The organism is Bradyrhizobium sp. OK095 (genome assembly GCF_900109945.1).
Classification (GTDB): Bacteria; Pseudomonadota; Alphaproteobacteria; order Rhizobiales; family Xanthobacteraceae; genus Bradyrhizobium.
This window is the reverse complement of record NZ_FOBX01000011.1, coordinates 134,792-161,449: the sequence shown is the minus strand read 5'-3', so window position 1 is coordinate 161,449 and position 26,658 is coordinate 134,792. Positions and strand designations below refer to the sequence as shown.

The 26,658-nt window shown below is 64.3% G+C and carries 26 protein-coding genes; 15 read left to right on the top strand and 11 right to left on the bottom strand.

Going from position 1 to position 26,658, the window contains the following annotated elements; all coding sequences use genetic code 11:
- Window position 1: 1 nt before the first annotated feature.
- On the bottom strand, window positions 2-2,842 hold the full coding sequence (gene secA / locus BMW89_RS27350) for a preprotein translocase subunit SecA (protein ID WP_092030838.1): 2,841 nt from the start codon (window positions 2,840-2,842) through the stop codon (window positions 2-4).
- Between the two features lie 353 nt (window positions 2,843-3,195).
- Between secA and BMW89_RS27345 the strand changes: the two genes are divergently transcribed.
- Both BMW89_RS27345 and argJ read left to right on the top strand, forming a co-directional pair.
- Window positions 3,196-4,116, top strand: a complete 921-nt coding sequence (locus tag BMW89_RS27345) for a peptidylprolyl isomerase (protein ID WP_177196347.1) — start codon at window positions 3,196-3,198, stop codon at window positions 4,114-4,116.
- 102 nt (window positions 4,117-4,218) lie between these two features.
- Entirely contained in the window at window positions 4,219-5,460 is a 1,242-nt protein-coding gene (argJ, locus tag BMW89_RS27340) for a bifunctional glutamate N-acetyltransferase/amino-acid acetyltransferase ArgJ (RefSeq protein WP_092030833.1), read from the top strand.
- Window positions 5,461-5,581: 121 nt separating this feature from the next.
- Here the strand turns inward: argJ and BMW89_RS27335 are convergent, their stop codons facing one another.
- Window positions 5,582-6,931, bottom strand: coding sequence for a TadE/TadG family type IV pilus assembly protein (locus tag BMW89_RS27335; RefSeq protein WP_092030830.1), 1,350 nt, complete (start codon window positions 6,929-6,931; stop codon window positions 5,582-5,584).
- 136 nt (window positions 6,932-7,067) lie between these two features.
- Here BMW89_RS27335 and mutT point away from each other — a divergent pair, with 136 nt between their 5' ends.
- The gene (gene mutT, locus BMW89_RS27330) at window positions 7,068-7,478 is read left to right on the top strand and encodes an 8-oxo-dGTP diphosphatase MutT (protein ID WP_092030828.1); all 411 of its coding nucleotides are present in this window, start codon (window positions 7,068-7,070) and stop codon (window positions 7,476-7,478) included.
- Window positions 7,479-7,596: 118 nt separating this feature from the next.
- Here mutT and BMW89_RS27325 read toward each other — a convergent pair whose 3' ends face one another.
- Entirely contained in the window at window positions 7,597-8,445 is an 849-nt protein-coding gene (locus tag BMW89_RS27325) for a methyltransferase domain-containing protein (protein ID WP_092030826.1), read from the bottom strand.
- Between the two features lie 64 nt (window positions 8,446-8,509).
- On the opposite strand from BMW89_RS27325, the gene BMW89_RS27320 reads away from it, so the two are divergent.
- From BMW89_RS27320 to BMW89_RS27305, 4 genes are read left to right on the top strand one after another with little or no spacing between them, the layout of a single operon-like run.
- Window positions 8,510-9,307 carry a ComF family protein gene (locus BMW89_RS27320; protein WP_092030824.1) on the top strand — a complete coding sequence of 266 codons (798 nt, stop codon included), beginning with the start codon at window positions 8,510-8,512 and terminating at the stop codon, window positions 9,305-9,307.
- A 47-nt stretch (window positions 9,308-9,354) separates the two neighbouring features.
- Window positions 9,355-9,630, top strand: a complete 276-nt coding sequence (gene grxC, locus BMW89_RS27315; RefSeq protein ID WP_092030821.1) for a glutaredoxin 3 — start codon at window positions 9,355-9,357, stop codon at window positions 9,628-9,630.
- Window positions 9,627-10,517, top strand: a complete 891-nt coding sequence (locus BMW89_RS27310; protein ID WP_092030819.1) for a carbon-nitrogen hydrolase family protein — start codon at window positions 9,627-9,629, stop codon at window positions 10,515-10,517. The genes grxC and BMW89_RS27310 overlap by 4 nt, the downstream gene beginning before the upstream one ends.
- Window positions 10,514-10,996: a DUF1178 family protein gene (locus BMW89_RS27305; protein ID WP_092030816.1), complete on the top strand. Its 483-nt coding sequence runs from the start codon at window positions 10,514-10,516 to the stop codon at window positions 10,994-10,996. The genes BMW89_RS27310 and BMW89_RS27305 overlap by 4 nt, the downstream gene beginning before the upstream one ends.
- On the opposite strand, the gene BMW89_RS27300 is transcribed toward BMW89_RS27305, so the two are convergent.
- From BMW89_RS27300 to BMW89_RS27290, 3 genes are all read right to left on the bottom strand, one after another.
- Complete coding sequence (locus tag BMW89_RS27300; protein WP_092030813.1) at window positions 10,993-11,892, bottom strand: EamA family transporter; 900 nt, start codon at window positions 11,890-11,892, stop codon at window positions 10,993-10,995. The two genes, BMW89_RS27305 and BMW89_RS27300, sit on opposite strands and share 4 nt — an antisense overlap.
- Before the next feature lie 98 nt (window positions 11,893-11,990).
- A complete protein-coding gene (ubiG, locus tag BMW89_RS27295) occupies window positions 11,991-12,758 on the bottom strand; it encodes a bifunctional 2-polyprenyl-6-hydroxyphenol methylase/3-demethylubiquinol 3-O-methyltransferase UbiG (RefSeq protein WP_177196346.1) in 768 nt (255 codons plus the stop codon).
- A 14-nt stretch (window positions 12,759-12,772) separates the two neighbouring features.
- Window positions 12,773-13,240: a PH domain-containing protein gene (locus BMW89_RS27290; RefSeq protein ID WP_092030810.1), complete on the bottom strand. Its 468-nt coding sequence runs from the start codon at window positions 13,238-13,240 to the stop codon at window positions 12,773-12,775.
- A 152-nt stretch (window positions 13,241-13,392) separates the two neighbouring features.
- On the opposite strand from BMW89_RS27290, the gene BMW89_RS27285 reads away from it, so the two are divergent.
- The 4 genes from BMW89_RS27285 (at window position 13,393) to prmC (ending at window position 19,339) form a co-directional block, all read left to right on the top strand.
- Complete coding sequence (locus BMW89_RS27285) at window positions 13,393-14,649, top strand: aspartate kinase (protein ID WP_092030808.1); 1,257 nt, start codon at window positions 13,393-13,395, stop codon at window positions 14,647-14,649.
- Window positions 14,650-15,020: 371 nt separating this feature from the next.
- On the top strand, window positions 15,021-17,288 hold the full coding sequence (gene ptsP / locus BMW89_RS27280) for a phosphoenolpyruvate--protein phosphotransferase (RefSeq protein WP_092030806.1): 2,268 nt from the start codon (window positions 15,021-15,023) through the stop codon (window positions 17,286-17,288).
- Window positions 17,289-17,346: 58 nt separating this feature from the next.
- Complete coding sequence (prfA, locus tag BMW89_RS27275; RefSeq protein WP_092030803.1) at window positions 17,347-18,432, top strand: peptide chain release factor 1; 1,086 nt, start codon at window positions 17,347-17,349, stop codon at window positions 18,430-18,432.
- A 7-nt stretch (window positions 18,433-18,439) separates the two neighbouring features.
- Window positions 18,440-19,339: a peptide chain release factor N(5)-glutamine methyltransferase gene (prmC, locus tag BMW89_RS27270; protein WP_092030800.1), complete on the top strand. Its 900-nt coding sequence runs from the start codon at window positions 18,440-18,442 to the stop codon at window positions 19,337-19,339.
- 70 nt (window positions 19,340-19,409) lie between these two features.
- Here the strand turns inward: prmC and BMW89_RS37500 are convergent, their stop codons facing one another.
- Complete coding sequence (locus tag BMW89_RS37500) at window positions 19,410-19,721, bottom strand: hypothetical protein (protein WP_143062836.1); 312 nt, start codon at window positions 19,719-19,721, stop codon at window positions 19,410-19,412.
- Between the two features lie 60 nt (window positions 19,722-19,781).
- Between BMW89_RS37500 and BMW89_RS27265 the strand changes: the two genes are divergently transcribed.
- Window positions 19,782-20,606, top strand: a complete 825-nt coding sequence (locus BMW89_RS27265) for a DUF4167 domain-containing protein (protein ID WP_092030796.1) — start codon at window positions 19,782-19,784, stop codon at window positions 20,604-20,606.
- 57 nt (window positions 20,607-20,663) lie between these two features.
- Here the strand turns inward: BMW89_RS27265 and BMW89_RS27260 are convergent, their stop codons facing one another.
- The gene (locus BMW89_RS27260) at window positions 20,664-21,410 is read right to left on the bottom strand and encodes a methyltransferase domain-containing protein (protein ID WP_092030794.1); all 747 of its coding nucleotides are present in this window, start codon (window positions 21,408-21,410) and stop codon (window positions 20,664-20,666) included.
- 108 nt (window positions 21,411-21,518) lie between these two features.
- Between BMW89_RS27260 and gloB the strand changes: the two genes are divergently transcribed.
- From gloB to BMW89_RS27245, 3 genes are all read left to right on the top strand, one after another.
- The gene (gene gloB, locus BMW89_RS27255; protein ID WP_092030791.1) at window positions 21,519-22,286 is read left to right on the top strand and encodes a hydroxyacylglutathione hydrolase; all 768 of its coding nucleotides are present in this window, start codon (window positions 21,519-21,521) and stop codon (window positions 22,284-22,286) included.
- 37 nt (window positions 22,287-22,323) lie between these two features.
- The gene (locus BMW89_RS27250; protein WP_092030788.1) at window positions 22,324-22,746 is read left to right on the top strand and encodes a cupin domain-containing protein; all 423 of its coding nucleotides are present in this window, start codon (window positions 22,324-22,326) and stop codon (window positions 22,744-22,746) included.
- Between the two features lie 75 nt (window positions 22,747-22,821).
- Window positions 22,822-23,505 carry a flavin reductase family protein gene (locus tag BMW89_RS27245; protein ID WP_092031030.1) on the top strand — a complete coding sequence of 228 codons (684 nt, stop codon included), beginning with the start codon at window positions 22,822-22,824 and terminating at the stop codon, window positions 23,503-23,505.
- 7 nt (window positions 23,506-23,512) lie between these two features.
- Here BMW89_RS27245 and yddG read toward each other — a convergent pair whose 3' ends face one another.
- The 3 genes from yddG to BMW89_RS27230 all read right to left on the bottom strand — a co-directional run bounded on the left by yddG (window position 23,513) and on the right by BMW89_RS27230 (window position 26,643).
- Entirely contained in the window at window positions 23,513-24,382 is an 870-nt protein-coding gene (gene yddG, locus BMW89_RS27240; protein WP_092030785.1) for an aromatic amino acid exporter YddG, read from the bottom strand.
- A 116-nt stretch (window positions 24,383-24,498) separates the two neighbouring features.
- On the bottom strand, window positions 24,499-25,224 hold the full coding sequence (phbB, locus tag BMW89_RS27235; RefSeq protein WP_092030783.1) for an acetoacetyl-CoA reductase: 726 nt from the start codon (window positions 25,222-25,224) through the stop codon (window positions 24,499-24,501).
- 240 nt (window positions 25,225-25,464) lie between these two features.
- Window positions 25,465-26,643, bottom strand: coding sequence for an acetyl-CoA C-acetyltransferase (locus tag BMW89_RS27230; RefSeq protein WP_092030781.1), 1,179 nt, complete (start codon window positions 26,641-26,643; stop codon window positions 25,465-25,467).
- Window positions 26,644-26,658 lie beyond the last annotated feature (15 nt).

Genomic DNA, 26,658 nt, shown 5'->3' with positions numbered 1-26,658 from the left:
GCTAACCGTACCGCCCGTGGCAGTGCTTGTACTTCTTGCCGCTGCCGCACGGGCAGTCCTCGTTGCGGCCGATTTTGCCCCAGCTCGCGGGGTTCTTGGGATCGCGCAGGGCGGCATCGGTGGCTTGCGCGCCAAGCGAGACGTTGGCCAGCGCCATTTCGTCTTCGCCGGTGTTCGGGTCGAACTTGTGCGCTTCCATCTGCGGCAGGACAGGCGCTTCCTGCTCCGGCGGGACGATCTCGACGCGCATGAGCTGCGCCGTGACGGCCTCGCGCAGGTGGGCGCTCATCTCCTGGAAGAGATTGAAGGCCTCGGTCTTGTACTCTTGCAAGGGATCGCGCTGGCCGTAACCGCGCAGACCAATGACCTGGCGCAGATGGTCGAGCATGATCAGATGCTCGCGCCAGAGATGGTCGAGCGTCTGGAGCAGAATGGTCTTCTCGACGTAACGCATCACGTCGGGCCCCCATTGCGCGACCTTGGCGGCCATGTGCTCGTCGGCCTTGGTCTCGATGCGCGTGAGCAGCTCCTCGTCGGCGATACCCTCTTCCTTGGCCCAGTCCTCGACCGGCAGGTCGAGATCGAGCACGCGCCTCAGCTCTTCCTTCAGGCCGGCGACGTCCCACTGCTCGGCATAGGCATGCTCGGGCACGTGCTTGGCGACGAGGTCGTCGATGAAGGCGTGGCGCATGTCGGCGACGGTCTCGGCAACGCTGTCGTCCTTCATCAGGTCGACGCGCTGGTCGAAGATCACCTTGCGCTGGTCGTTCTGGACGTTGTCGAACTTGAGCAAATTCTTGCGGATGTCGAAGTTGCGTGCCTCGACCTTCTGCTGCGCCTTCTCGAGCGCCTTGTTGATCCAGGGATGGATGATGGCCTCGCCCTCTTGCAGGCCGAGGCGCTGGAGCATGCTGTCGAGGCGATCCGAGCCGAAGATGCGCATCAGATCGTCTTCCAGCGACAGGAAGAATTTTGAGCGGCCGGGGTCGCCCTGACGGCCGGAGCGGCCGCGCAGCTGGTTGTCGATGCGGCGGGATTCGTGGCGCTCGGAGCCCATGATGTAGAGGCCGCCGGGCTTCTTCACGGTCTTGGCGGGCTTGGAGCCCTTGGCCGGCTCGATCTCGACTTCTTCCTCGGCCTTCAGCACGATGTCGCGGAAGTGCTCGATGTCGGCCTTGATCTGCTCGATCTTCTTCGCCTTCTCGGCCTCGTCCTCGATGCCGCCAGTCTCCTGCTGGATGCGCATCTCGAGCGAGCCGCCGAGCTTGATGTCGGTGCCGCGTCCGGCCATGTTGGTCGCGATCGTGATCGCGCCGGGCACGCCGGCTTCGGCAACGATATAGGCTTCCTGTTCGTGGAAGCGCGCGTTCAGCACCGCGAACAGCTTTGCCGGCTTGCCCGCGCGGGCGGCGGCATACAACTTCTGCATCGAGTTCTCGTTGCCGAAATCGATCTGCCGGTAGCCGTGCTTCTTGAGGTACTCGGCGATCACTTCCGATTTTTCGATCGAGGCGGTGCCGACCAGCACCGGCTGCAGCCGCGCATTGGCACGCTCGATCTCGGCCAGGATCGCGGCGTATTTCTCGTTCTGGGTGCGATAGACCTCGTCGTCCTCGTCGAGACGAGCGACCGACAGATTGGTCGGGATTTCCACGACCTCGAGCTTGTAGATGTCGAACAATTCGTCGGCTTCGGTCAGCGCCGTACCGGTCATGCCGGCGAGCTTTTCGTACATCCGGAAATAGTTCTGGAAGGTGATCGAGGCCAGCGTCTGGTTCTCGGGCTGGACCTGAACGTGCTCTTTGGCTTCGAGCGCCTGGTGCAGGCCTTCCGAATAGCGCCGGCCCTGCATCATGCGTCCGGTGAACTCGTCGATGATGACGACCTCGTCGTCGCGGACGATGTAGTCCTTGTCACGCGTGAACAGCGTGTGGGCGCGCAGCGCCTGGTTGATGTGGTGCACGATGGAGACGTTCTCGACGTCGTAGAGCGACTCGCCCTTGAGCTGGCCGGCGTCGCGCAGCAGCGTCTCGATCTTCTCCATGCCGCCTTCAGTGAGCGTCACGGTGCGCTGCTTCTCGTCGACGTCGTAGTCGGTCTTGTCGAGCTTGGGCAGGAAGCCGTCGATGGTGTTGTAGAAGTCGGAGCGGTCGTCGAGCGGACCGGAGATGATCAGCGGCGTGCGCGCTTCGTCGATCAGGATGGAGTCGACTTCGTCGACGATGGCGTAGAAGTGTGGCCGCTGGACCATGTCCTCGAGCCGGTACTTCATGTTGTCGCGCAGATAGTCGAAGCCGTATTCGTTGTTGGTGCCGTAGGTGATGTCGCAGGCATAGGCCGTCTTGCGCTCGGCATCGTCGAGGCCATGGACGATCACGCCCGCGGTCAGGCCGAGGAAGCCGTAGATCTGGCCCATCCAGGCGGAGTCGCGGCTGGCAAGGTAGTCGTTGACGGTGACGACGTGGACGCCCTTGCCGGCGAGCGCGTTGAGGTAGACCGCGAGCGTCGCGACCAGCGTCTTGCCTTCGCCGGTCTTCATCTCGGCGATGTCGCCCTCGTGCAGCACCATGCCGCCGATCAGCTGGACGTCGAAATGGCGCTGGCCGAGCGTGCGCTTGGCGGCCTCGCGCACGGTGGCGAAGGCGGGAACCAGGAGATCGTCGAGCGTTTTGCCCTCGGCGAGTTGCTTCTTGAACTCGGCGGTACGGGCCTTGAGCTCGTCGTCGGAGAGCTTGACGATCTCGGGCTCCAGCGCGTTGATCGCGTTGACGCGGGACTGATATCCCTTCACCCGCCGGTCGTTGGCGGAGCCGAAAAACTTGCGGGCGAGCGCGCCGATCATGCCTAGTTCCTGTGTTCGCGATTCAACTGCGTTGCAGCCAAGAAGTTGTCACCCGCCTGCCTATCAACTCACCGTGACGCCTGATGGCGCCAGAGCCCGGACTGCGGGGGTCATCCGCCATATGGGTGGGAATTGAGCCAGTCTGGGTTCAACGGCCAAAAACGCAGCAAAATAAACGCCATCGCCATGGTCGCGACCGGGCAGAGATATGGCCCGGTCAGGGCCTTGTCAACGGCGGCGGCATTGCGGCTAATTCATCATTTTGACAGACTTTTCGCGTTGCCAAGGCCCCCTGAATTGGGCGAGTGTCCGCCCGCTTCGAGCAGCCCCCTGCTTCAACAAAAGGATTTTCCATGACCACCTCGTTCCCGGTAACCAAAACCGGCCTGCGCTTCGGCCTCGCCACCGCCCTCGTGGGCTGCCTTGCGCTGGCGCTGATCGCGGGTCCCGGCCGGGCTGCCGATGATCCGGTCCTGGCAAAGGTGAATGGCGCTGAAATCAAGAAGAGCGACGTCGCCATGGCGGCGGAGGAACTCGGACCGAGCCTCGCCCAGATGGACCCCGCGACCAAGGACGAGAACGTCCTGTCGTTCCTGATCGACATGAAAATCGTCGGCAAGGCCGCCGAAGACAAGAAGATCGCGGACGGCGAGGAATTCAAGAAGCGCATGGCGTTCGCCCGCAACCGCCTGTTGATGGACAATTTGCTGGCCCAGGAAGGCAAGGCCGCGACCACCCCGGACGCCATGAAGAAGGTCTATGAGGAGGCCTCCAAGCAGATCACCGGCGAGCAGGAAGTGCGCGCCCGCCACATCCTGGTCGAGACCGAGGACGAGGCCAAGGCGGTGAAGGCCGAGCTCGACAAGGGCGCCGATTTCGCCGAGCTCGCCAAGAAGAAGTCCAAGGATCCGGGCTCCGCCGACGGCGGCGACCTCGGCTTCTTCACCAAGGAGCAGATGGTGCCGGAATTCTCGGCCGTGGCCTTCGCGCTGGAGCCGGGCAAGATCTCCGACCCCGTAAAGTCGCAGTTCGGCTGGCACATCATCAAGGTCGAGGAAAAGCGCAGCCGCAAGGCGCCCGACTTCGAGCAGGTCAAGGCCCAGATCGAGCAGTATGTGACCCGCAAGGCCCAGGCCGACTATGTCGCCAAGCTGCGCGCGGAAGCCAAGGTCGAGCGGATGGACCAGCCGGCGGCGGACGCCAAGCCGGCAGACGCGGCCAAGACCGACGCCAAGCCCTCTGACAGCAAGATGGCGCCCCCCGCCAAGAAGTAACAATTTGCTGTCACTTCGGTGACGCCAAGAGTATCTAAGCATCGCAATGGCCGGGCATCGCCCGGCCATCTGCATATCCAGACCCCACCAAGGCGCCCCGCGATGTCCTCATCCGTCTCTCCCCTCGCCCCGAAAAGCGTTCCCGACATGCCCGTGATCGCGGGCGTCCGTCTCGCGACGGCAGAGGCCGGCATCCGCTACAAGAACCGCACCGACGTGCTGCTCGCGGTGATGGACAAGGGCACCGCGGTCGCAGGCGTCTTCACCAAGTCAAAGTGCCCGTCCGCGCCTGTGGAATGGTGCCGTGCCAAGCTGAAGGGCGGCAAGGCGCGCGCGCTGGTGGTCAATTCCGGCAATGCCAACGCCTTCACCGGCAAAACCGGCCGCAGCTCCACCGCGCTGACCGCCAAGATCGCGGCCAAGGCGGTCGGCTGCAGCGAGAGCGAGATCTTCCTGGCCTCGACCGGCGTGATCGGCGAGCCGCTGGATGCAACAAAGTTCGACGGCGTGCTGGGCCGTCTCGCCGAGGGTTCCGAGCCCGGCGATTATCTCACTGCTGCCAAGGCGATCATGACCACCGACACCTTCCCGAAGGTCGCGACCGCGACCGTCAAGCTCGGCAAGGCCAAGGTCACCATCAACGGCATGGCCAAGGGCGCCGGCATGATCGCGCCCGACATGGCGACGATGCTGTCCTTTATCTTCACGGACGCACCGATCGCGCCTGCCGCGCTGCAGGCGCTGCTCAAGGCCGGTGTCGAAGACACGTTCAATGCCGTCACCATCGATGGCGACACCTCGACGTCGGACACGCTGCTGGCCTTCGCGACGGGCGCTGCCGCCGAACACGGCGCGCCAAAGATCAGCCGTGCCAGCGATCCCAGGCTGAAGGCCTTCGTCAAAGCCTTCAACCAGGTGCTTGCCAACCTTTCGGAACAAGTCGCCCGCGACGGCGAAGGCGCGCGCAAGCTGGTCGAGATCACCGTCGAGGGCGCCAAGACCAAGGCCTCCGCGCGGAAGATCGCGATGTCGATTGCGAACTCGCCGCTGGTGAAGACCGCGATCGCGGGCGAAGACGCCAATTGGGGCCGCGTGGTGATGGCGGTCGGCAAGGCCGGCGAGCCTGCCGATCGCGACAAGCTCTCGATCTCCTTCAACGGCATCCGCGTCGCCAAGAGCGGCGCGCGCGATCCGTCCTATGACGAAGCGCAGGTGTCCGAAGCCATGAAGGCGCCGGAGATCGCGATCAAGGTCTCGCTCGGCCTCGGCAAGGGCCGCGACCGCGTGCTGACCTGCGACCTGACGAAGGAATATGTGGCGATCAACGGGGATTACAGGTCGTAGCGTCTGCTACCCTTTCCCCGTCATCCCCGCGCAATGGCGAAGCTATTGTCGCTGCGTCGCCCTTCGAGGGCCGCTAAGAAGCGGCCACCTCAGGGTGACGGTGATAGAGATTAGATTCTCGTCACCCCGCGATCCGCGCGTCGGCGACCGCTTTCTTGAACAGCGCGTTCATCGCGTCCGAGATGCCTTGCGTCGGGCTGACCTCGAAATAAAATCCCGGCGAAGCGCAGCTCTGCATGTTCTGCGCAATCTCGCTGTTCGGAGACGGCCCCCACGTCCCGGCGTTGAAGGGCGCGATCCAGTCGTTGTACCAGTTGTCAGTAGGGGGCTGATACGTCGTGTACAGCACCGCGATCTTGATACCGCGATTCTTGATCGTCGTGCACAGTGTGGGATTGATAGGGGACTGACAGCGCGGCGCTATGTTTCCCCAATTCTTGTTGTACATCGTCTTCAGGCAAGAGGCATTGCTTTCATCGGCAACGCCGTCCGATACAAAAAACAGATACTTCAGCGGGGCGGAAGATGTGCCGGCGCCCGGCGAGGCGATTGCGCTATTGATCGCAGGAAAAATAGTCGTGAAGGGCGTATCTTTATCGGCAGTAAACGCGTCATTCTGACCGGCGACCGCCATCAGGTCGATGTTTCCCGCCGCAGTCTTGGCGGACGTCAGGCTTGACGAGAGCGAGAACAGATTTCTCAATCCGATCGATGCTGACGCAGCGCCGAAATCGTAGATCGCCATTCTGAACTGGTTTGTGTAGGTTTGCGCGTTCTGGGCTGTGTCCATCAAGTTAGCGCTCGCCTGGCGCACCACGTCGATTCGGGTCGTGATGTTATTTGCTTTGGCAATGTCGTAGTTGCTTGTGCCGGCCTTCATGGAGGTATCGTGACACGCGAATGCGCATCCACCCGTCTTAGCCTGCAAATTCGTGATGTCGGTCGGCGTCGCTGCGACTCCCATCGACGGCGAGTTGTCCAGGAGGAGATAGAAGTCGACATAGAGCGGCATGTTGGCCGTTGACGTCGACGTCCCGCTCATGCTCAGCGCGCTCTTGCCGATCAGGCCGAGGAACATGGTGTTGATGGTGGCAGTGAACGAGACGGTCGAGTTGATGGTCGAGCCGCTCTTGACGACGGTCGGGGTGACGCTGTTGAGCGTGTAGCCGGTCAGGTTGGCGCGATTGGCGTTGAAGATGTTCTGGGCATCGGTGACGCCGACCGCGATCGTACCGTCCGACGTCATCGAGCCCGCCGCGATAAATCCCGGCGAGGCCTTGGCGATCGCGCCGACGCTGGCCGCGTCGGCGGCGGCCTGGAGCTTCGACCGGACCTGCGTCGCGCGGGAGTAATCGACCGCACAGCCGACGAACGTGATCAGGGGAACGCAGCAGAGGGCGAAGATCACCGCAACATTGCCGCGCTGGTCGCGGGCAAATCGGCGCGAGAAGATACGAAACGCAGCGCGCATGGGTTGGGCCCGGAGTGGTTATGTGGCTCCACTCTAGGAACGGTCGATTAAATATGACTTATGGAGACCGTAGAAACGCGGGCCGTGACGAGGTTAACAAAGCGTTGCGGTCGATCTTCAGCGAGCGACATCACTTATGGCCGATCTCAAACTGATACTGGTGGTGGCCTGCGCGCTGGTCGACGCCGACAACCGCGTCCTGATCGCGCAGCGCCCCGAGGGCAAGGCGCTGGCCGGCCTCTGGGAATTTCCCGGCGGCAAGTGTGAACCCGGCGAGCGGCCGGAGCAGAGCCTGATCCGCGAGCTCCACGAGGAGCTCGGCATTACCGTCGCCGAGCCGTGCCTGGCCCCGCTGACCTTCGCCAGCTACGGCTACGAGACCTTCCACCTGTTGATGCCGCTCTATATTTGCCGGCGCTGGGAAGGACAGCCCGCGCCGCGCGAGGGTCAAAACCTCGCCTGGGTTCGCGCCAACAAGCTGCGCGACTACCCGATGCCGCCGGCGGACATTCCGCTGATCCCGCATTTGATTGATTTGCTGATGTGACGCCGCGTGCCCCGGACGCAGCGCAATTGCGGTGCGCTGCAGAGCCGGGGCCATCGCGGCTCCAGGGTCCCGGCTCTGCGGAGCGTCACTTCGTGCCGCACCGCGTCCGGGACACGCGTCACTCCTTCCCCGCCTTCTTCACCGCTTCGGCCAGGCTCGCTTTCGCCGAACCCGGCTTTAACGGCTGCTGCTGGCTCGCATGCGGGGCCCAGCCTGAGAGCCAGATGATGTCGAATGTCGCGCGGATGCGACCGTCGGCGTCGGCAAAGCGCTCGGCATAGATTTCAGCCATGCGCAGCATGGTCGCACGCCGGCTCGGCGTGCGGCGCCGCTCGATCATCACATTGGCTGCGCCCATGCGGCGGAGATCCTGCATCAGCGCGAACGCATTGGAATAGCGCACCACGACGCGATCGACGTCGGTGACCGGCAGCGCAAACCCCGCCCGCTGCAACAGCGCGCCGATGTCGCGCAGATCGGCGAACGGTGCCACGCGCGGCGACACGCCGCCCTCGCACTCGGCCTCCGCCGCGGCAAAGGCCTGGCGTAACTCCGTCAGGCTGTCGCCGCCAATCATGGCGGCCAGCAGCAGCCCGTCCGGCTTTAGCGCACGACGGACCTGCGCCAGTACGCCCGGCAGGTCGTTGACGAACTGCAGCGCCAGCGCCGAGATGACGAGGTCGAAGCTTTCGGGTCCGAACGGAAGTGTCTCCGCTCCAGCCGGATCGAGTGCGGTCAGCTGTAATGCCGGAAGCCGCGCACGCAACCCAGCAAGCCCCTCGCCGGGCGTCCAGAGATCGGCGGCCGCGTGAAACTCGCGCAACACCGCAGCCAGCCGGTCGGACATGTCCTCGGCGACACGATCAAGCAGGAATGTCACCTCGCCTTGCGCCTGCGCACGCCGCTGCCGCGCATGCAGCAAGGCACGATCGAACAGGGCAGGCGGGGTTTGCGGGGTCTCAACCATGCCGCTGGTTACGCCGATCGCCACGGTTCTGGCAATCCGGGGCGTGCGGCGCTAGCTTTCCCCCATGGAAGCCGACGCTGCCCCCACCCGCTCCATCGCCGCACCGCTGCGTGCCGCGTGGACGGCTGGCCGCCATGTGCTGACGCGGGCAGCACGGCTGGCGCTGGACATCGCGCTGCCGACGCTGTGCGTGTCCTGCCGCGAGCCGGTCGACGGCGAGGGCGTTTGCGCGGCATGCTGGGGGCGACTGTCGTTCATCGAACGGCCCTATTGCCCGCGCCTCGGGATTCCCTTCGTTTATGACCCCGGCCCCGACATGTTGTCGATGGAGGCGATCGCGAGCCCGCCGGCTTACCAGCGGGCGCGCGCGGCCGTGCGCTATGACGATGTCGCCCGCACGCTGGTGCATGCGCTGAAATACCAGGACCGCACCGATCTGGCGCCAGCCATGGGCCGCTGGATGGCGCGCGCGGGCGGCGAGCTGCTCACCGGCGCCGACATGCTCATTCCCGTTCCCCTGCATTGGCGCCGGGCCTGGCGCCGCCGCTACAACCAGTCCGGCGCGCTGGCGCGAATCATCGAGCGGCAGTGCGGGGTGAAGGCACGAGGCGAGGTGCTGCGCCGGGTCCGCGCCACCGAGCAGCAGATCGGCCTGTCGCGGGCCCAGCGCGCGACCAATGTGCAGGGCGCATTCCAGGTATCCAACGACCGTCAAGCCGAGGTCCAGGGCCGGCGGATCGTCCTGGTTGACGACGTCCTGACCTCAGGTGCGACGCTGGACGCCTGTGCGCGGGCCCTGCTCCGCGCCAAAGCGGCCCAGGTCGACGTGCTGGTCTTCGCCCGGGTTGTCGAGAGCCGGTGAAGTCCCATATAATTCAATGAATTCATGACATGAGAGCGCCAGACAACATGACCGCTGCTGTCGAGATCTACACCAGGCCCGGCTGCGGCTATTGTTCCGCCGCCAAATCGCTGCTGACCCGCAAGAAGGTCAATTTCACGGAATTCGACGTCGCCCAGAACGCGTCCTGGCGCGACGAGATGTACGATCGCGCCGGCGAGGGCACGACCTTCCCGCAGATCTGGATCGGCGGCACCCATATCGGCGGCTGCGACGACCTCTACGCGCTCGACCGCGAAGGCAAGCTCGACGGCATGCTCGAAAGCGTCAAGGCGGTGTCATGAGCCAGGATCAAGCTCAAGACAGGACCTTCACCGCCGCAATGATTCAGATGCGGACCGGCCTGATGCCGGAGCCGAGCCTTGCGCAGGCCACCAGGCTGATCCGGCAGGCGGCGGCGAACGGCGCCGACTATGTGCAGACGCCCGAAGTCAGCAATATGATGCAGCTGAACCGCAAGGCCCTGTTCGAGCACCTCCAGAGCGAAGAGGACGACGCCTCGCTGAAGGCCTACCGCGCGCTCGCGGCGGAACTCAAGATCCACATCCATGTCGGCTCGCTGGCGCTGCGCTTCTCGGAGGAAAAGGCGGTCAACCGCTCCTTCCTGATCGGGCCCGAGGGCAATGTGCTCGCGAGCTACGACAAGATCCACATGTTCGACATCGAGCTGCCGGACGGCGAGAGCTATCGCGAATCCGCCAACTACCAGCCGGGCGAGACCGCCGTGATCTCCGACCTGCCCTGGGGCCGCGTGGGCTTAACGATCTGCTACGACGTGCGCTTCCCCGCGCTCTATCGCGCGCTGGCTGAAAGCGGTGCGTATTTCATCACCGTGCCCTCGGCCTTCACCCGCAAGACCGGCGAGGCGCATTGGCACATCCTGCTGCGTGCACGCGCGATCGAGACCGGCTGCTTCATCTTCGCCGCGGCGCAGGCAGGCACCCACGAGAACAAGCGCGAGACGTTCGGCCACTCGCTGATCATCGATCCCTGGGGCGAGATCCTCGCCGAGGGCGATGTCGAGCCCGGCATCATCATGGCCAAGATCGATCCGGCCAAGGTCGAGACCGCGCGGCGCGCGATTCCCTCGCTTCAGCACGGCCGCCGCTTTGGCGTCGCCGATCCCAAGGCCGGGCCGGACCATCTGCACCTCGTGCGGGGATCGGCATGATCCGCTACGCGCTCCACTGCGACCGCAACCACGAGTTCGAGAGCTGGTTCCAGAGCTCGTCGGCCTACGATTCGCAGGTGAAGCGCAAGCTCGTGACCTGTCCGATCTGCGGTTCGGCCAAGGTCGACAAGGCGATCATGGCTCCACGCATCGTCGGCAAGAAGGGCCGCGGCCGCGCAGCACCGCCCCCCGAGCCCGCCGCCGCGCCGGCCCCCGAGGTGACGCCGTCCGGACCGACCTCACTCCTGATGGCGCAGGAGCGCGAGCTCCGCACCAAGCTGAAAGAGCTTCGCGATCACATCGTCAAGAACGCCGACAATGTCGGTGAGAAGTTCGCTAACGAAGCCCGGGCGATGCATTACGGCGACAAGGAGCACCGCCCGATCTATGGCGAGGCCTCGCCCGACGAGGCAAAGTCGCTGATCGACGAAGGCATCGAGGTGTCGCCGCTGCCGACACTGCCAGAAGACCGGAACTAAGCTCCCACCAGCACCGCGACGCCGATGATGATCAGCGCGATGCCTGCAATCTCGCGCGGCGCGACCGGCTGCTTGAACGAGTAGTAGGCCACGGCTTGCGCGAACAGCACCTCGATCAGAGCCAGCGTGCGGACATTGGCGGCCGCGGTCAGCGCGAACGCCAGGAACCAGAACTGCGAGGCGAACGCGCCCATGAAGCCCGCCAGCAGCGACGGCTTCCACAATCCCAAAATCGCCTGAAGCACCTTTGGCGCGCGCCAAAGCAGGTAGATCGTCAGGATCAGCGTCTGCACGAACAAACCGAGCACCAGCGTGAACGACGCCGCGGTCACGAACGAGACATCAGGCACGTTGATGATGGCGCCGCGGAAGCCGACCGCCGACAGGGCGAATGCCGCAGCGGCGACGAGGCCGGTGATGGTCGGCTTCAGCTCCGCAAAACTCTTCTCGCCTCCGGGCCGTAGCGCGGTGATGACGACGCCGACGGTCGCGATCACGATCGCCAGCACCTTCAGCCAATTCAGGTGATCGCCGAGGAAGACGAAGCCGAAGATCGCGGTCTGGATCGCCTCGGTCTTCAGGTACGCCGTCGTCACCACAAAGGAGCGGTCGTTCATGGCGAGCAGCATCAAGCCGGTCGCGACGATCTGGCTGAGTGCACCGAGCAGCAGCCACGGCCAGAACACGCCCGGCGGCATGCCGAGATGATCGCCGGTCGCGACCACCACCACGCCGAGAAACAGCAGCGAGAACGGAAAGCCGAACAGGAAGCGGATATTGGTCGCGCCCCAGGTCCCGAGCGGCTTCGTCAACGACCGCTGCATCGCATTGCGCGCGACCTGGCCGGACGCGGCAATGACAGTGAAGGGAATCCAGAGGCTGGTGATGGTGAGCATAATTGGGGACGGTGGGAGAGGAAACTGTGGCCAACCTGCAGCCAGCCGCGAAGCAGGTCAATCACGCCCACGTCATAGGAGCGATGCTCGCGCCTCGCTCACACCATGCCTTCGGCTACCACCATGTAGTTCACGTCCATATCCGACGAGAGCGCCCATTTGTCGGCGAAGGGGCTGTAGACCACGCCGGTCTGCTCGGTGATGACGAGGCGGTTGTCGAGCAGGTGCTTCGTCAACTCGTCGGGGGTGACGAACTTGTTCCATTCGTGGGTGCCGCGCGGCAGCCAGCGCAGGACGTATTCGGCGCCGACGATGGCGAGCGCAAAGCTCTTCCAGTTCCGGTTCAGCGTCGAGACCACCATCAGGCCGTTCGGCTTCAGCATCGACGCACAGCGCTTCAGGAAGACGCCGACATCGACGACGTGCTCGACCACTTCCATCGCCAGCACGATGTCGAAGCGCTCGCGCGGGTCGATCTCTTCCACCGTGGTGCAGCGGTAGTCGATCGACAGATGCGCCTTGTCGGCGTGCAGCTTCGCGGCTGCGATGTTGCTGACCGACGGATCGACGCCGATCACCTGGGCGCCCAGCCGCGACAGCGGTTCGCACAACAAGCCGGCGCCGCAGCCTATGTCGAGCACGCGCAAGGCCCCGAGGCAGTTCAGGCTGCGCGCATTGCGCTCGAATTTGCGGCAGGCGGCGTCGCGGATATAGCCGAGCCGCAGCGGGTTGATCCGGTGCAGCGGCGCCATCTTGCCGTTGGGGTCCCACCACTCGGCCGAGAGTTTTGAGAACTTTGCGATCTCGGCGGCGTCGACGGTCGAGCCCGGCTGGGCGGTTGTGGAAGTATTTTGCTGCATGCTCATGGTTACGCGCGGTCCTACCGCGTGGTGATCGAACTACGGAAGGCCAGCGGCGAGGCGATGGTGCGGATAGTCTCGCGCCCTTCGCCGACGCCGTTGATGGTCACGTCGCCATAGTTGAGAATACGTCCAAGGATGGTCTGGTTGACGTCGACGCTCTCGACCTTATCCAACGCCATTTCAAAGGTGCGGCGCTTGATGAAGCCGATCTTGTGCACGACGCGCAAATTGGTGACGTCGGTCTCGGTGGTGAGGCGGTGGAACCAGCCCTTCACCGTCCAGAACAGGGCAGCCAGCGCTGCCAGGCCGGAGCCGAACAGGCACAGCATCTCCACGCTGTAGATATCGAACCGGCGGGAGGCCACGAACAGGCCCAGGGCCACGACCCACGCCACGATGGCCGGAAAATAGAAGATCCAGTGCGCATTGGTCGAATACAGAACCCGCTCTCCGGGCTGCAGGATTTCGTCAATATAGCGCGCCATAACCTCGATTAACCCATTGCCCGGATTGGCCCCCCGCAGGAACCCGCTTGCCCCCGGCGCCGCCGCTAGGTATACGCGCGGTCGGTATCCGCGGGGTACCCGTCCAGTGTGGGTCACCATACTTATCCTTATGAGGGAATGCACGCGTCGTCATGAGCCGCCTCGTGATGAAATTCGGCGGCACATCCGTCGCCAATATCGAACGGATCCGCAACGTCGCACGCCATGTGAAGCGTGAGGTCGATGCTGGCCACGAGGTGGCCGTGGTCGTCTCGGCGATGTCCGGAAAAACCAACGAGCTGGTGGCCTGGTGCACCGAGGCCTCGCCGATGCACGACGCGCGCGAATACGACGCCGTCGTCGCCTCCGGCGAGCAGGTGACGTCCGGCCTGCTGGCCATCGTGCTTCAGGGCATGGGCATCCAGGCCCGCTCATGGCAGGGCTGGCAGATCCCGATCAAGACCAGCGACGCCCATGCCTCGGCCCGGATCATGGATATCGACGGCAGCGAGATCATCAACCGCTTCAGGGATCGGAAGGAGGTCGCCGTCATCGCCGGCTTCCAGGGCATCAACCCCGAAACGAATCGCATCACCACGCTCGGCCGCGGCGGCTCCGACACCTCCGCCGTGGCGATCGCGGCGGCCGTCAAGGCGGACCGCTGTGACATCTATACCGACGTCGATGGCGTCTACACCACCGACCCGCGAATCGTGCCAAAGGCCAAGAGGCTCGACAAGATCGCATTCGAGGACATGCTGGAACTGGCCTCCCAGGGCGCCAAAGTGCTCCAGGTGCGTTCGGTGGAACTCGGCATGGTCCACAACATGCCGATCTTCGTCCGCTCGAGCTTCGACAAGCCCGAGGATATCGACCCGCATGCCAACCAGCCGCCCGGCACGCTGATCTGCGGCGAGGAGGAGATCATGGAAAACCACGTCGTCACCGGTATCGCCTTTTCGAAGGACGAGGCCCAGATCTCCGTGCGCCAGATCGAGGACAAGCCGGGCGTTGCCGCCTCGATCTTCGGCCCGCTGGCCGATGCCAACATCAACGTCGACATGATCGTTCAGAATGTTTCTGAGGACGGCAAGACCACCGACCTCACCTTCACGGTGCCGGCCGCCGACTACACCCGCGCCAAGGACACGATCACCGCCGCCAAGGGCACGATTGGGTATGCACGGCTGGATACCGCGACCGACGTCGCCAAAATCTCGGTGATCGGCAGCGGCATGCGCAGCCATGCCGGCGTCGCCGCCCAGGCGTTCTCGGCCCTCGCCGGACGGAATATCAACATCCGGGCCATTACAACCTCCGAGATCAAATTCTCGGTTTTGATCGACACGGCCTATACCGAGCTTGCGGTGCGCACCCTGCACACGCTCTACGGCCTCGATCAGGCCTGAAGCGCGACCGTCGTCGCGCTTCAGATTGTTGTTTGAGCATGGTCTTTCCGGAAAACCGCTTCGCACTTTTCCGGACCATGCTTGGACTAATTTTCTCTTAGCGGTCGCAGCAAACGCGAAGGTGTAGACACCTTCGCGTTTGGCAGGCGTTTTGCTTGGCAAAACAAGCCTCAATTCGCTATACGGCGAACAGGGTGGGCTGCCGCAGACTGTGTCCCAGTTCAGGCCGCTGATTCGGTGCAGGAGCAAAATCTCAAGAAGATTTGGGTTTGCGCCTGCGCCGGACAAACAATTTGATTGTTTTTCTGGAATTTTGGGCCAGCCGCCGGCTGATACCGCCGGGCCCGGCAGACGGAGGAGATTGACGGTTCATGCGGAGCGCGTCGGGAGGTCCCCGCGTCTTGTTGAGACGGCTCCGCGAAACCATGGCGGAGCAGGTCTCAGCCCAGGAGCGGCTGGACAAGATCGTGGTGCTGATCGCCGCCAACATGGTGGCCGAGGTCTGCTCGGTCTATGTGCTGCGCGTCGACAACACGCTCGAGCTCTACGCCACCGAAGGCCTCAACCGCGAGGCGGTGCACCATACCGTGCTGACCGCCCATGAGGGTCTGGTCGGCCTCGTCGCCAGCGAGGCGACCCCGCTCAATCTGAACGACGCGCAGAGCCATCCGGCCTTCTCGTTCCGCCCGGAGACCGGCGAAGAAATCTATCACTCCTTCCTTGGCGTGCCGGTCCTGCGCGCCGGCAACACGCTCGGCGTGCTGGTGGTGCAGAACCGTGCCAAGCGCACCTATGTCGAGGAGGAACTCGAGGCGCTGCAGACCACCGCCATGGTGCTGGCGGAGCTGATCGCCTCGGGTGAGCTGTCGGCGCTGGCCCAGCCCGGCCTCGAGCCGGCGGCGCGCACCGCCATGCAGAAGGTCGGCGCGATCCTGTCCGAGGGCATCGCGCTCGGCCACGTCGTGCTGCACGAGCCGCGCGTGGTCATCAAGGACTACATCGCCGAGGACCTGCCGAAGGAAATCAAGCGGCTCGATACCGCGCTCGCCAAGCTCCGCGCCGATCTCGACCGCATGCTGGAGCGCGGCGACGTCGCCGAAGGCGGCGAGCACCGCGAGGTGCTGGAAGCCTATCGCATGTTCGCCAATGACCAGGGCTGGTCACACAAGCTGCACGAGGCGGTCGCCACCGGCCTGACGGCGGAGGCCGCCGTCGAGCGCGTGCAGTCCGACACCCGGGCGCGCATGCTGCGCTCCACCGATCCCTATTTGCGCGACCGGCTGCATGACCTCGAAGATCTCGGCTATCGCCTGATGCGGCAGCTGGTCGGCCAGGATCACGCGCCCTCGCGTGAGCAATTGCCTGACAACGCCATCGTCATCGCCCGCGCGATGGGCCCGGCGGCGCTGCTCGACTACGACCGCAAGCGACTGCGCGGCATTATATTGGAGGAAGGCACCGCCAATTCCCACGTCTCGATCGTGGCGCGCGCGCTCGGCATTCCCGCAGTCGGCGAAGTGCCGAACGCGACGGGCATTGCGGACCCCGGCGACGCCATCATCGTCGACGGCACGTCGGGCTCGATCTATGTCCGCCCGTCGCAGGAAATCGAGGCGGCCTTCGCCGAGCGCGTGCGCTTCCGCGCCCGGCGCCAGGCGCAGTATCTGGCGCTGCGCGACCGGCCCTGCGTCACCAAGGACGGCCAGAAGGTCGAGCTGATGATCAATGCGGGTCTTGCGATCGACCTGCCGCATATCGAGGACACCGGCAGCGCCGGCATCGGCCTGTTCCGCACCGAGCTGCAATTCATGGTCGGACAGAGCCTGCCGCGCACCAGCGACCAGCTCGCGCTCTATCGCACCGTGCTGGATGCCGCAGGCCCCAAGCCGGTCACCTTCCGCACCCTCGACATCGGCGGCGACAAAGCGCTTCCTTACATGGAAGCGGTGATCGAGGAAAATCCCGCGCTCGGCTGGCGCGCGATCCGGCTCGGGCTCGATCGTCCTGGCCTGCTGCGCGGCCAGATCCGTGCGCTCTTGCGCGCTGGCGGCGGCCGCGCACTGCGCATCATGTTCCCGATGATCTCGGAGGTCGCCGAATTCGATTCGGCAAAGGCGCTGGTCGAGCGCGAGCTGACTTACTTGCGCCAGCACGGCCACACACTGCCTGAAAGAATCGACATCGGCACCATGGTCGAGGTACCCGCCCTGCTCTACCAGCTCGACGAGCTGCTGAAGAAAGTCGACTTCATCTCGGTCGGCTCCAACGATCTATTCCAGTTCCTGTTCGCGGTCGACCGCGGCAATGCCAAGGTGTCCGAGCGGTTCGACACGATGTCGGCGCCGATCCTGCGCGTGCTGCGCGAGATCGCACAAAAGTCCAACGTTGCGAAGAAGTCGCTGTCGCTCTGCGGCGAGATGGCTTCCAAGCCGATCGGCGCGCTGGCGCTGATCGCGATGGGCTATCGCTCGCTGTCGCTGTCGGCGACCGCGCTCGGTCCGGTCAAGGCGATGGTGATCGATCTCGACGCGAAGAAGGCCGAAGCGATGCTCGGGCCCTTGCTGGATGCGCCCTCCGGCAGCGTCTCGATCCGGCAGAAGCTGACGGAATTTGCCGAGGCCGAAGGCCTGGCGTTGTAGCGGGCCTGTCCGCCCGCCTTCGCCGCCTCGCTTCCCTCCGCCTTTTGAGACCAAACCGATGTCGTCACTCCCCGAAACCAAACTGGACATCCTGCTCGCGCATCACGCTTCGCTCGAAGCCGAATCGCTGGGACAGCTCGCCTCCGAGCGCTATGTGCAGATCACGCGCGAGCTCGCCGAGATCAACCCGGTGATCGAGGCGGTCAAAGCCTATCGGTCCGCAGTCAAGGAGCTCGCCGACACCGAGGCGCTGATCGCCGATCCCGCGACCGATGCCGAGATGCGCGGCATGGCGGAAGCCGAGCGCGACGAGCTCGCGCCCAAGATCGAGGAATTGGTCCAGAAAATCCGCCTGGCATTGTTGCCCAAGGACGCCATGGACGACCGCAACGTCGTGCTGGAAATTCGCGCCGGCACCGGCGGCGACGAGGCATCCTTGTTCGCCGGCGATCTGTTCCGGATGTATGAGCGCTTTGCGAGTTTGCAGGGCTGGAAGGTCGAGGTGATCTCGGCAAGCGAAGGCACGGTCGGCGGCTACAAGGAAATCATCGCGGAGGTGCAGGGCCGCGGCGCGTTCTCGAAGCTCAAATTCGAATCCGGCGTGCATCGTGTGCAGCGCGTACCCGACACCGAGACGCAGGGCCGCATTCACACCTCTGCCGCGACCGTTGCCGTGATGCCGGAGGTCGAGGAGGTCGACATCGACATCAAGAGCGACGATTTGCGCATCGAGACCATGCGCGCGGGGGGCGCCGGCGGCCAGCACGTCAACAAGACCGAATCCGCGATCCGCATCACCCATATCCCGACCGGCATCGTGGTGATGATGCAGGACAGCCGCTCGCAGCACAAGAATCGCGCCTCGGCCATGAACATCCTGCGCTCGCGCATCTACGACGCCGAACAGCAGCGCGTCGACGCGGCGCGCTCGGCCGAGCGCAAGGAGAAGGTCGGCTCCGGCGATCGCAGCGAGCGCATCCGCACCTATAATTTTCCGCAAGGGCGCGTCACCGACCACCGCATCAACCTGACGCTCTACAAGCTGCCGCAGGTGATCGCGGGCGAAGCGCTCGGCGAGTTGACCGACGCGCTGACCACCGAGCACCAGGCTGCACAGCTCGCCGCGCAAGGCGCGGCGGCGTGACCGGCGCGTGAAAAATCCCTTCACCGGACTATCGATCGAGAGCGCGCGGCGCGCGCTGGCTGCGCAACTGCGATCGGCCCAGCTCGACGAAGCCGAGCTCGACGCCCGCATCCTGCTTGAAGCTGCACTTGGCCTTGATCTCACCGGCCTGATCGCGCAAGCCGCCCGTCTGCTTACCGAAGCCGAAGCGTCGCGGCTCGCGCAGCATGCGCAGCGCCGCATCGCCGGCGAACCGGTGGCGCGCATTCTCGGTGTCAGGGAATTCTGGGGCCTGCCGTTTCGCCTGTCGGAGGCAACCCTGGTCCCGCGTCCCGATACCGAGACCGTGGTCGAACGCGCGCTCGAACTGTTGCGCGAGCAGCCAATATCTCATCCTCCGCGCATCGCCGACATCGGCACCGGATCCGGTGCGATCCTGCTGGCGCTGTTGCATGAAATTCCTGATGCCTTCGGCGTCGGCACCGATCTCAGCCTCTCCGCACTGGAGACCGCCAGGGGCAATGCCGCGGCTCTTGGCCTTGCCGACCGCGCCGGCTTCGTCGCCTGCTCCTATGCGGCAGCGCTCCGCGGCCCGTTCGACCTCATCGTGTCGAATCCGCCCTATATTCCCTCGGGGGAAATTCCGAAACTGAGCATCGAAGTGCGCGAGCACGATCCGCATCTGGCCCTCGATGGCGGCAATGACGGATATGACGCCTACCGCGCCCTGATCCCGCAGGCGACGGAGCGGCTCGCGCCCGGCGGGGCCCTGATCGTCGAGGCAGGCCAGGGCCAGGCCCGGGATATAGAAACCCTGATGATCGCCGCCGCGTTATCGGTGGCCAGGCCGCCCAAAGCCGATCTGGGGGGCATTCTCCGGGCGGTTTCAGCCCGAAAATGCCCCCATAAAAGCCGGATTGGCCAGTAAAAAACCTCTTGGAATATCCCCTGGGAACGACTACCTTCCGGTCAACAGATCGGTGCCGGCTCCCGTAGACCTACGGGTGAAAGCCGGGCTCTCGGGCGAGAGCTTTACTGATAAAGGTTCCAAGCCGCAGGTCCTGTTGAGCGCGATGGCGATTAGAGCTGCGCTGCTTACCGACCGCAACGTGAACGAAAGCCAGATATTGCGCTTGAAGACTTACGCAACACAGCTGGGCTTGTTTCGGCAGGCGATATGAATGAGTTCGCTGGCGATAGATGCTGGCGGTGGGGAACGCGTCTTTGTTGAACGCGACGATCGACGAACATCGGCAGGGTTCAAGCCGTTCTTGCGCGCGGTGCGCGCGAGAGATGCGAACCGCTGTCATCAGGTCTCTCTCAGCAATCAGTAGGCGTGCAACCTTTAGGGCTGGAATTAAAGGCAGGACATGAGAAACGGTCAGAACAAGCAGCGGATGCGCAGCCGCAACAATAATAGCAACAACAACAACAATAATAATAATAACCGGCGCGGCCAGAACCCGATGACCCGGGTCTACGAATCCAACGGGCCCGACATCAAGATCCGCGGCACCGCCTCGCATATCGCCGAAAAATATCTCCAGCTGGCGCGCGATGCGCGCTCCTCCTCCGGCGATCCGGTCGCCGCCGAGAATTACTATCAGCATGCCGAGCATTATTTCCGCTTGATTGCGACCGCTCAGGAGCAGTTCCGCCAGAACCAGCAGCCGCGCGGTGACGAGCCCGCAGGCAGCAACAATAGCAGCAGTGACGACAGCGAGGACGACGGCGAGAATTTCTCGAACTTCGGCCAGGAGCCGGGCTTCGTGCCGCAACCGCAGCAGCAGAATTTTGCGCGCGACGGCCAGCGCGATCACCAGCAGCGTGACTATCAGCAACGCGACAACCAGCAACGCGACAACCCGCCGCCCTATCAGCGCGACAACCAGCAGCCGCGCGAGCATCGCGAACGCGACCATCGTCCGCAGCCGCAATATCAGCCGCAGCCGCAACCGCAGAATCAGCCGCAGCCCGTCGTCGCCGCCGAGGCCGGCAGCGTCGATCGCCTGCCCTCCTTCATCACCGGCCCGCAGCCGCAAGTGAATGGTGGCGCGAATGCCGGCCAGGCCGGCTTCGAAGGCGGTGCTGGCGGCGAACGCTTTCCGCGGCGGCGCCGCCGGCCGAATGGTCCGCGCCCCGAGCGCGAGGCCGCTCCTGCCGGTACGAGCGACGAAGTCGCCCCCGGCGAATAAGCTTCTTCTGATTTCGTGAACTGCATCGTCCCGGCCTCGCGCCGGGACGATTTGTTTTCAGCGGCGCGTCACCGTCGTCGAAGACGGCACCAGCACGGGCTTCGCCAGTGAGGGAATCAGCCGCGCACGCTCGCGCTTGGCGGGGATCGCGCGATAGACCTGCTTGGTGGCTTCCACGATGTGTACCCCGGCGAAGGGCAGCGACAATGCCGCGCCGGCACGTTCCCACATCTGCGCCGATTTCAGCACCCAGCCGCCGGCATAGGGCGGCATGAACAGCGCCTCGCCCCAGGAGGTCGGCGTGAACCAGGTCTGGCGCAACAGGTCCGTGATCTGCGAGCGCGAATAGGGCCGACCGTGGCCGAACGGCGTGCTGTCGGTACGGGTCCACACTCCGCGCCGATTCGGTATCACGGCCATGACGCGGCCGGACGGCGACAGCACCCGCCACACCTCGCGCAACAGCGCAGCCGGATCGTCCGACATCTCCAACGCATGGACCAGCAGGATGCGGTCGACCGCGGCGTCGGGAAGCGGCAGCGAGAATTCGTCGACCAGCGAGGCCAGCGCCGGCCGCCCGGTCGGCCATTTCAGCACGCCCTGGGCCGCCGGCATGAAGGCGATGCAGCGCTCCGCGTCCTCGCGGAACAGTCCGAGATAGGGCGTGGGATAGCCGATGCCGAGCACGCGCTGACCCCCGGCGGTCGGCCAGCGCTCCCTGATGCCGCGATTGATCATTTGCCGCGCCACGATCCCGAGGCGACGGGAATAGAACTCGCGGAGATCGACGACATCTATGGTCATGACGGCAATGTAACATGCTCAAGGCGCCGGCTGCGCGCTGAATATTGCATTGCCTGCGCAACGTTAAGGCCATATTTGTCTGACTGGGCTGAGCGCGATGGAGATGTCATGGCTGCCGAAATTCGTACTTTCAGCTGTTTAAACGACAATTTCGGTTACCTGATCCACGATGTGGAAACCAAGGCGACCGCGTCGATCGACGCGCCGGAGGCGGGCCCCATCCTCAAGGCGCTGGAGCGCGAGGGTTGGCAGCTCACCGACATCCTGATCACCCATCATCATGGTGATCATGTCGGCGGGGTCGCCGAACTCAAGCAGAAATACAATTGCCGCGTCGTCGCGCCGCATGACAAGGCGGCGAAGATCGCCAACGTCGATTTGCGCGTCGCCAATGCCGACGTGGTCAAGGTTGGCAATTTGCTGGCGCGCGTGGTGGAGACGCCCGGCCACACGCTCGACCACATCTCCTACGTATTCGACACCGAGAAGACGCTGTTCGCGGCGGACACGCTGTTCTCGATCGGCTGCGGCCGCGTATTCGAAGGCGACTACCCCATGATGTGGGACTCGCTTCTGAAACTGCGGGCGTTGCCCGACGACTTCAAGCTCTATTGCGGCCACGAATACACGGCGTCCAACGTCAAGTTTGCGCTCACCGTCGATCCGGACAATGCGGCGCTCCAGGCGCGCGCGGCGGAAGTGGCGAAGCTGCGGGCCGAGAACAAGCCGACGATTCCCTCACTGCTTGGTGATGAGAAGCGAGCAAACGTGTTCCTGCGCGCTGATGAACCCTCGGTCGCAGCCAGGCTACACATGAAGGGCGCGGATGCCGCCGCGGTGTTCGGCGAGCTGCGCGAGCGCAAGAATAAATCTTGAGGACCAAATCCTGAAGAACAAGTCCTGACGGGGATCGATGTCGACAGCAGCCGAGATCATCGCGCGCCTTGAACTCCGGCCGCACCCCGAGGGCGGGCATTATCGCGAGACGTTTCGCGACCAGACCACGGACGCCAATGGCCGGTCGCGCTCGACGCTGATCTATTTCCTGCTCGCCCGCGGCGAGCGCTCGCACTGGCACCGCATCGATGCCGTCGAGATCTGGCACTATTACGCCGGCAGCCCGCTGACGCTTCGCATCGCCCATGACGGCTGCTCGCAGCACGAGGTACGGCTCGGCACGGATTTGCAGGCCGGCGAGCGGCCGCAGGGAATCGTGCCGGCCAATGCCTGGCAGATGGCGGAGACCACGGGCGAGTGGACTTTGGTGGGCTGCACCGTCGCGCCCGCCTTCGAGTTCGCAAAATTCGAGCTCGCGCCGAAGGGCTGGGAGCCGTAGGCCGCAATCCGGAATCGGGTGGGCTCGATCCGTTGGACACCGTAGGACAGCGCTCGCGATAAACAGGAGCGCATGATGCACGGAACACTCGGTCCCGCCGCCGTCCAAATCGACCCGGCCATTTTGTATTTCGGAACACCGGTCGTCCTGATCGGATCGACCAATGACGACGGCTCTTACAATCTCGCGCCGATGTCGTCGGCATGGTGGGTGGGATGGCGCTGCATGCTCGGGCTCGCGCGCAGTTCCAAGACCACCGAGAACATGATTCGCACCGGCGAATGCGTCCTCAATCTGCCGTGCGCCGACCTCGTTGCCACCGTCGATCGCCTCGCCCGCACGACCGGCACCAATCCCGTGCCGCCCGGCAAGATCTATCGCGGCTACCGGCACGAGAGGGACAAGTTCGGCCTCAGCGGTTTGACGGCGCTTCCGGGTGAAACAGTCAACGCACCGCGCGCGGCTGAATGTCCGGTGCAGATGGAGGCCAAGGTCGCGCATGTCCACGAGATGGCACAGGACGATGCGGTCTGGCGCGGCAATTTAGCTGCAATCGAGGTCCGCATCACCCGCGTGCATGCGCATCCCGACATCATGATGGACGGCGCCCACAACCGCATCGATCCGGACAAATGGCGCCCGCTGATCCTCAGCTTCCAGGAATTTTATGGCTTGACGCCTGAGCGCTTGCAGCGCTCCGAGCTCGGGCAGATTCCGGAGGCGATGTATCGGCCGCCGGGCTGGCAGCCGGCGCTTTAATACGCAATCATCGCTTCCTCAGCACCATGTCCTTTGCCGCGATCAGGCCGCCGCCGGCAATCAGGATTGCGGCGATGGCGATGTTGGCGCTGGCTTTGGCAAAACCGGCGGCGATGAGAAAGCCGGTCGAGAGCAGCGGCGTCGCATAGGATGCGGCGCCGAGCACACGGATGTCGCCGCGCTTCATGCCGATGTCCCAGGCGTAGAAGGCAGCACCGACGGGACCGATGCCGAGCGCGATGACCGACAGCCATTGCAGCGTCGTCTCCGGCCATACCGTGGTTTCAAGCAGACCGTGCATCAGCGCGGCGAGCGCAGCTGTGGCGAGACAGAATCCTGCGACCGCATCGGTCGGCACTGCTTTGAGCCGGCGCGACAGCACCGAATAGGTCGCCCAGACGAAGGCTGCGATAAAGGCCGCGACCAATCCCGGCACCTGCCCCGATATGAAGCCGCTCGTGTTGCCGGCGAACAGCAGCACGGTACCGACGAGGCCGAGCACGGCGCCAATGACATGATGCACGGCAAGCCGTTCGCCCGGCAGGAATGACGAGAACAGCACGATCAGCAGCGGCCAGAGATAATTCAGCAGGCCTGCTTCGGCCGGCGGCGCGAAGCGCAGCGCGAGGAAATAGAGCGCGTGATAGCCGAACAATCCGCCGACGCCGACCGCCCAGACGACCAGCGGCTGGCGCAGGCTTTTCGCCGCCTCGCCGCGGCCGATCCAGGTGAGGAGACCGACGAGACCGCCGATCGCGAACGTCATCGCGGCGAGCTGGAATGCCGGGATCTTCCCGGTCGCCACCGTCATCACTGAGAGCAGCGACCACATCAGGATCGCGGTCAATCCGATCAGCGTCGCAGTGCGCGGGGTCATCGATCAAAAGGCTCTGAGGACAATGATGCCCGGCACGGGGCCGGGCATTTTCATCTTCACTAACGCCTTGTCGCGCCTGAAGCTACAGGCTTTTAGCTCAAAGGCTCGTCGTCATATCAAGCCTGATACTGGCCGCCATTGATGGTCATTGTCGATCCCGTGATGAAGCCGGCCTCGTCGGCAGCGAGGAACACGACCGCGCGCGCAATCTCTTCCGGTTCGCCGAGGCGGTTGACCGGGATCTGCGGGATCACGTTCTTCTCCAGAACGTCCTTCGGCACCGCCTGCACCATTTCGGTGTTGATGTAGCCGGGGCAGATCGCGTTCACGGTGATGCCGCCCTTGGCGTTCTCGAGCGCGAGCGCCTTGGTGAAGCCGATGTCGCCGGCCTTGGCCGCGGAATAGTTGACCTGGCCGAACTGGCCCTTCTGGCCGTTGATCGACGAGATCGAGATGACGCGGCCGAACTTGCGCGAACGCATGCCCTCGATCACCTGGCGCGTCATGTTGAACAGCGAGCCGAGATTGGTGTTGATGACCGCGTTCCACTGCTCGAGCGTCATCTTGTGGAAGGCGGTGTCACGGGTGATGCCGGCATTGTTGACGAGCACATCGATCGGACCGAACTCGGCCTCGACCTTCTTCACGCCCTCGGCGCACGCGTCGAAATTGCTGACGTCCCATTTATAGACGGCAATGCCGGTCTCGGCCTTGAACTTGTCCGCCGCCGCATCGTTGCCGGCATAGCTCGCCGCGACCTTGTAGCCGGCCGCCTTCAGCGCCTTGCTGATCGCAGCTCCGATGCCACGCGTACCACCCGTCACCAATGCAACTCGTGCCATATCGTATTCCTTCCCTTGGACTCTTCGGACGCTTCTGAGTGATCGTTTTTAGTGGTGGATTATGCGGTTGGTTTGACGGACATCAAGAACAAAACGCCCGGCGTTGAGCCGGGCGTTTGTATTTAGTCGAGGCTTGCGCGGTTGCGAAGAATATTTGATTTGCAACCGCCGCCTTTTTAGTCGCGTGCAACGCACTAACCGACGTGTGCAGCGCACCCGTCAGCTACACGTCAGCTATCTTCAGTCGCGCGCCAGACACATCGCGATGCCCATGCCGCCGCCGATGCACAGCGTGGCAAGGCCCTTCTTCGAATCGCGCTTCTGCATCTCGTGCAGCAGCGTCACCAGCACGCGCGCGCCGGAGGCACCAACGGGATGGCCGATCGCGATGGCGCCGCCGTTGACGTTGACCTTGGAGGTGTCCCAGCCGAGGTCCTTGTTGACGGCGCAAGCCTGCGCCGCGAAGGCTTCGTTGGCCTCGATCAGGTCGAGATCGCCGACGCTCCAGCCGGCCTTCTTCAGCGCGGCACGCGAAGCCGGGATCGGGCCCGAGCCCATGATCTTCGGATCGACGCCGGCCTGGGCCCACGACACGATACGCGCGAGCGGCTTCTTGCCTTCCTTGGCCGCCTGCTTCGCCGTCATCAGCACCACTGCGGCAGCGCCGTCATTGATGCCTGAAGCCGACCCCGCGGTGACCGTGCCTTCTTTCTCGAAGGCGGGCTTGAGCTTCGCCATCCCCTCGAGCGTGGCGCCATGCCGCGGATATTCGTCGGCGCTGACGACCACGTCGCCCTTGCGGCCCTTGATGGTGACCGGGACGATCTCGTCGTTGAACTTGCCGGCCTTCTGCGCCGCTTCGGCCTTCTGCTGCGAGGCGACCGCGAACTCGTCCTGCTGGGCGCGGGTGATCTGCCACTGCCGTGCGACGTTCTCGGCGGTGTTGCCCATGTGGTAGCCGTTGAAGGCATCCCACAGGCCGTCCTTGATCATGGTGTCGATGAACTCGACCCCACCCATCTTGACGCCGCCACGCAGATACTGGGCGTGCGGGGCCATGCTCATGGATTCCTGGCCGCCGGCGACGACGATTTCGGAATCGCCGTTCAGCAGCGCCTGGTAGCCAAGCGCGACCGTGCGCAGGCCCGAGCCGCAAAGCTGGTTCACGCTCCAGGCCGGGCTCTCCACCGGGATACCGGCCATGATCGAGGCCTGGCGGGCGGGGTTCTGGCCCTGAGCGGCGGTCAGGATCTGCCCCATGATGACTTCCGAGACCCGGCCGGGCTCGATGCCACCGCGCTCCAGCGCGGCCTTGATGGCGATCGCGCCGAGATCGTGGGCGGGAAGGGTCGCGAACGCTCCGTTGAAGCTTCCGACCGGGGTGCGGGCGGCGCTGACGATGACGACATCGTCTGACATGGGCATCTCCTGAGT

Coding starts and splice junctions, on each gene's coding strand:
- secA (WP_092030838.1), bottom strand. CDS start 2,842: ATGATCGGCGCGCTCGCCCGCAAGTTTTTCGGCTCCGCCAACGACCGG.
- BMW89_RS27345 (WP_177196347.1), top strand. CDS start 3,196: ATGACCACCTCGTTCCCGGTAACCAAAACCGGCCTGCGCTTCGGCCTC.
- argJ (WP_092030833.1), top strand. CDS start 4,219: ATGTCCTCATCCGTCTCTCCCCTCGCCCCGAAAAGCGTTCCCGACATG.
- BMW89_RS27335 (WP_092030830.1), bottom strand. CDS start 6,931: ATGCGCGCTGCGTTTCGTATCTTCTCGCGCCGATTTGCCCGCGACCAG.
- mutT (WP_092030828.1), top strand. CDS start 7,068: ATGGCCGATCTCAAACTGATACTGGTGGTGGCCTGCGCGCTGGTCGAC.
- BMW89_RS27325 (WP_092030826.1), bottom strand. CDS start 8,445: ATGGTTGAGACCCCGCAAACCCCGCCTGCCCTGTTCGATCGTGCCTTG.
- BMW89_RS27320 (WP_092030824.1), top strand. CDS start 8,510: ATGGAAGCCGACGCTGCCCCCACCCGCTCCATCGCCGCACCGCTGCGT.
- grxC (WP_092030821.1), top strand. CDS start 9,355: ATGACCGCTGCTGTCGAGATCTACACCAGGCCCGGCTGCGGCTATTGT.
- BMW89_RS27310 (WP_092030819.1), top strand. CDS start 9,627: ATGAGCCAGGATCAAGCTCAAGACAGGACCTTCACCGCCGCAATGATT.
- BMW89_RS27305 (WP_092030816.1), top strand. CDS start 10,514: ATGATCCGCTACGCGCTCCACTGCGACCGCAACCACGAGTTCGAGAGC.
- BMW89_RS27300 (WP_092030813.1), bottom strand. CDS start 11,892: ATGCTCACCATCACCAGCCTCTGGATTCCCTTCACTGTCATTGCCGCG.
- ubiG (WP_177196346.1), bottom strand. CDS start 12,758: ATGAGCATGCAGCAAAATACTTCCACAACCGCCCAGCCGGGCTCGACC.
- BMW89_RS27290 (WP_092030810.1), bottom strand. CDS start 13,240: ATGGCGCGCTATATTGACGAAATCCTGCAGCCCGGAGAGCGGGTTCTG.
- BMW89_RS27285 (WP_092030808.1), top strand. CDS start 13,393: ATGAGCCGCCTCGTGATGAAATTCGGCGGCACATCCGTCGCCAATATC.
- ptsP (WP_092030806.1), top strand. CDS start 15,021: ATGCGGAGCGCGTCGGGAGGTCCCCGCGTCTTGTTGAGACGGCTCCGC.
- prfA (WP_092030803.1), top strand. CDS start 17,347: ATGTCGTCACTCCCCGAAACCAAACTGGACATCCTGCTCGCGCATCAC.
- BMW89_RS37500 (WP_143062836.1), bottom strand. CDS start 19,721: ATGACAGCGGTTCGCATCTCTCGCGCGCACCGCGCGCAAGAACGGCTT.
- BMW89_RS27265 (WP_092030796.1), top strand. CDS start 19,782: ATGAGAAACGGTCAGAACAAGCAGCGGATGCGCAGCCGCAACAATAAT.
- BMW89_RS27260 (WP_092030794.1), bottom strand. CDS start 21,410: ATGACCATAGATGTCGTCGATCTCCGCGAGTTCTATTCCCGTCGCCTC.
- gloB (WP_092030791.1), top strand. CDS start 21,519: ATGGCTGCCGAAATTCGTACTTTCAGCTGTTTAAACGACAATTTCGGT.
- BMW89_RS27250 (WP_092030788.1), top strand. CDS start 22,324: ATGTCGACAGCAGCCGAGATCATCGCGCGCCTTGAACTCCGGCCGCAC.
- BMW89_RS27245 (WP_092031030.1), top strand. CDS start 22,822: ATGCACGGAACACTCGGTCCCGCCGCCGTCCAAATCGACCCGGCCATT.
- yddG (WP_092030785.1), bottom strand. CDS start 24,382: ATGACCCCGCGCACTGCGACGCTGATCGGATTGACCGCGATCCTGATG.
- phbB (WP_092030783.1), bottom strand. CDS start 25,224: ATGGCACGAGTTGCATTGGTGACGGGTGGTACGCGTGGCATCGGAGCT.
- BMW89_RS27230 (WP_092030781.1), bottom strand. CDS start 26,643: ATGTCAGACGATGTCGTCATCGTCAGCGCCGCCCGCACCCCGGTCGGA.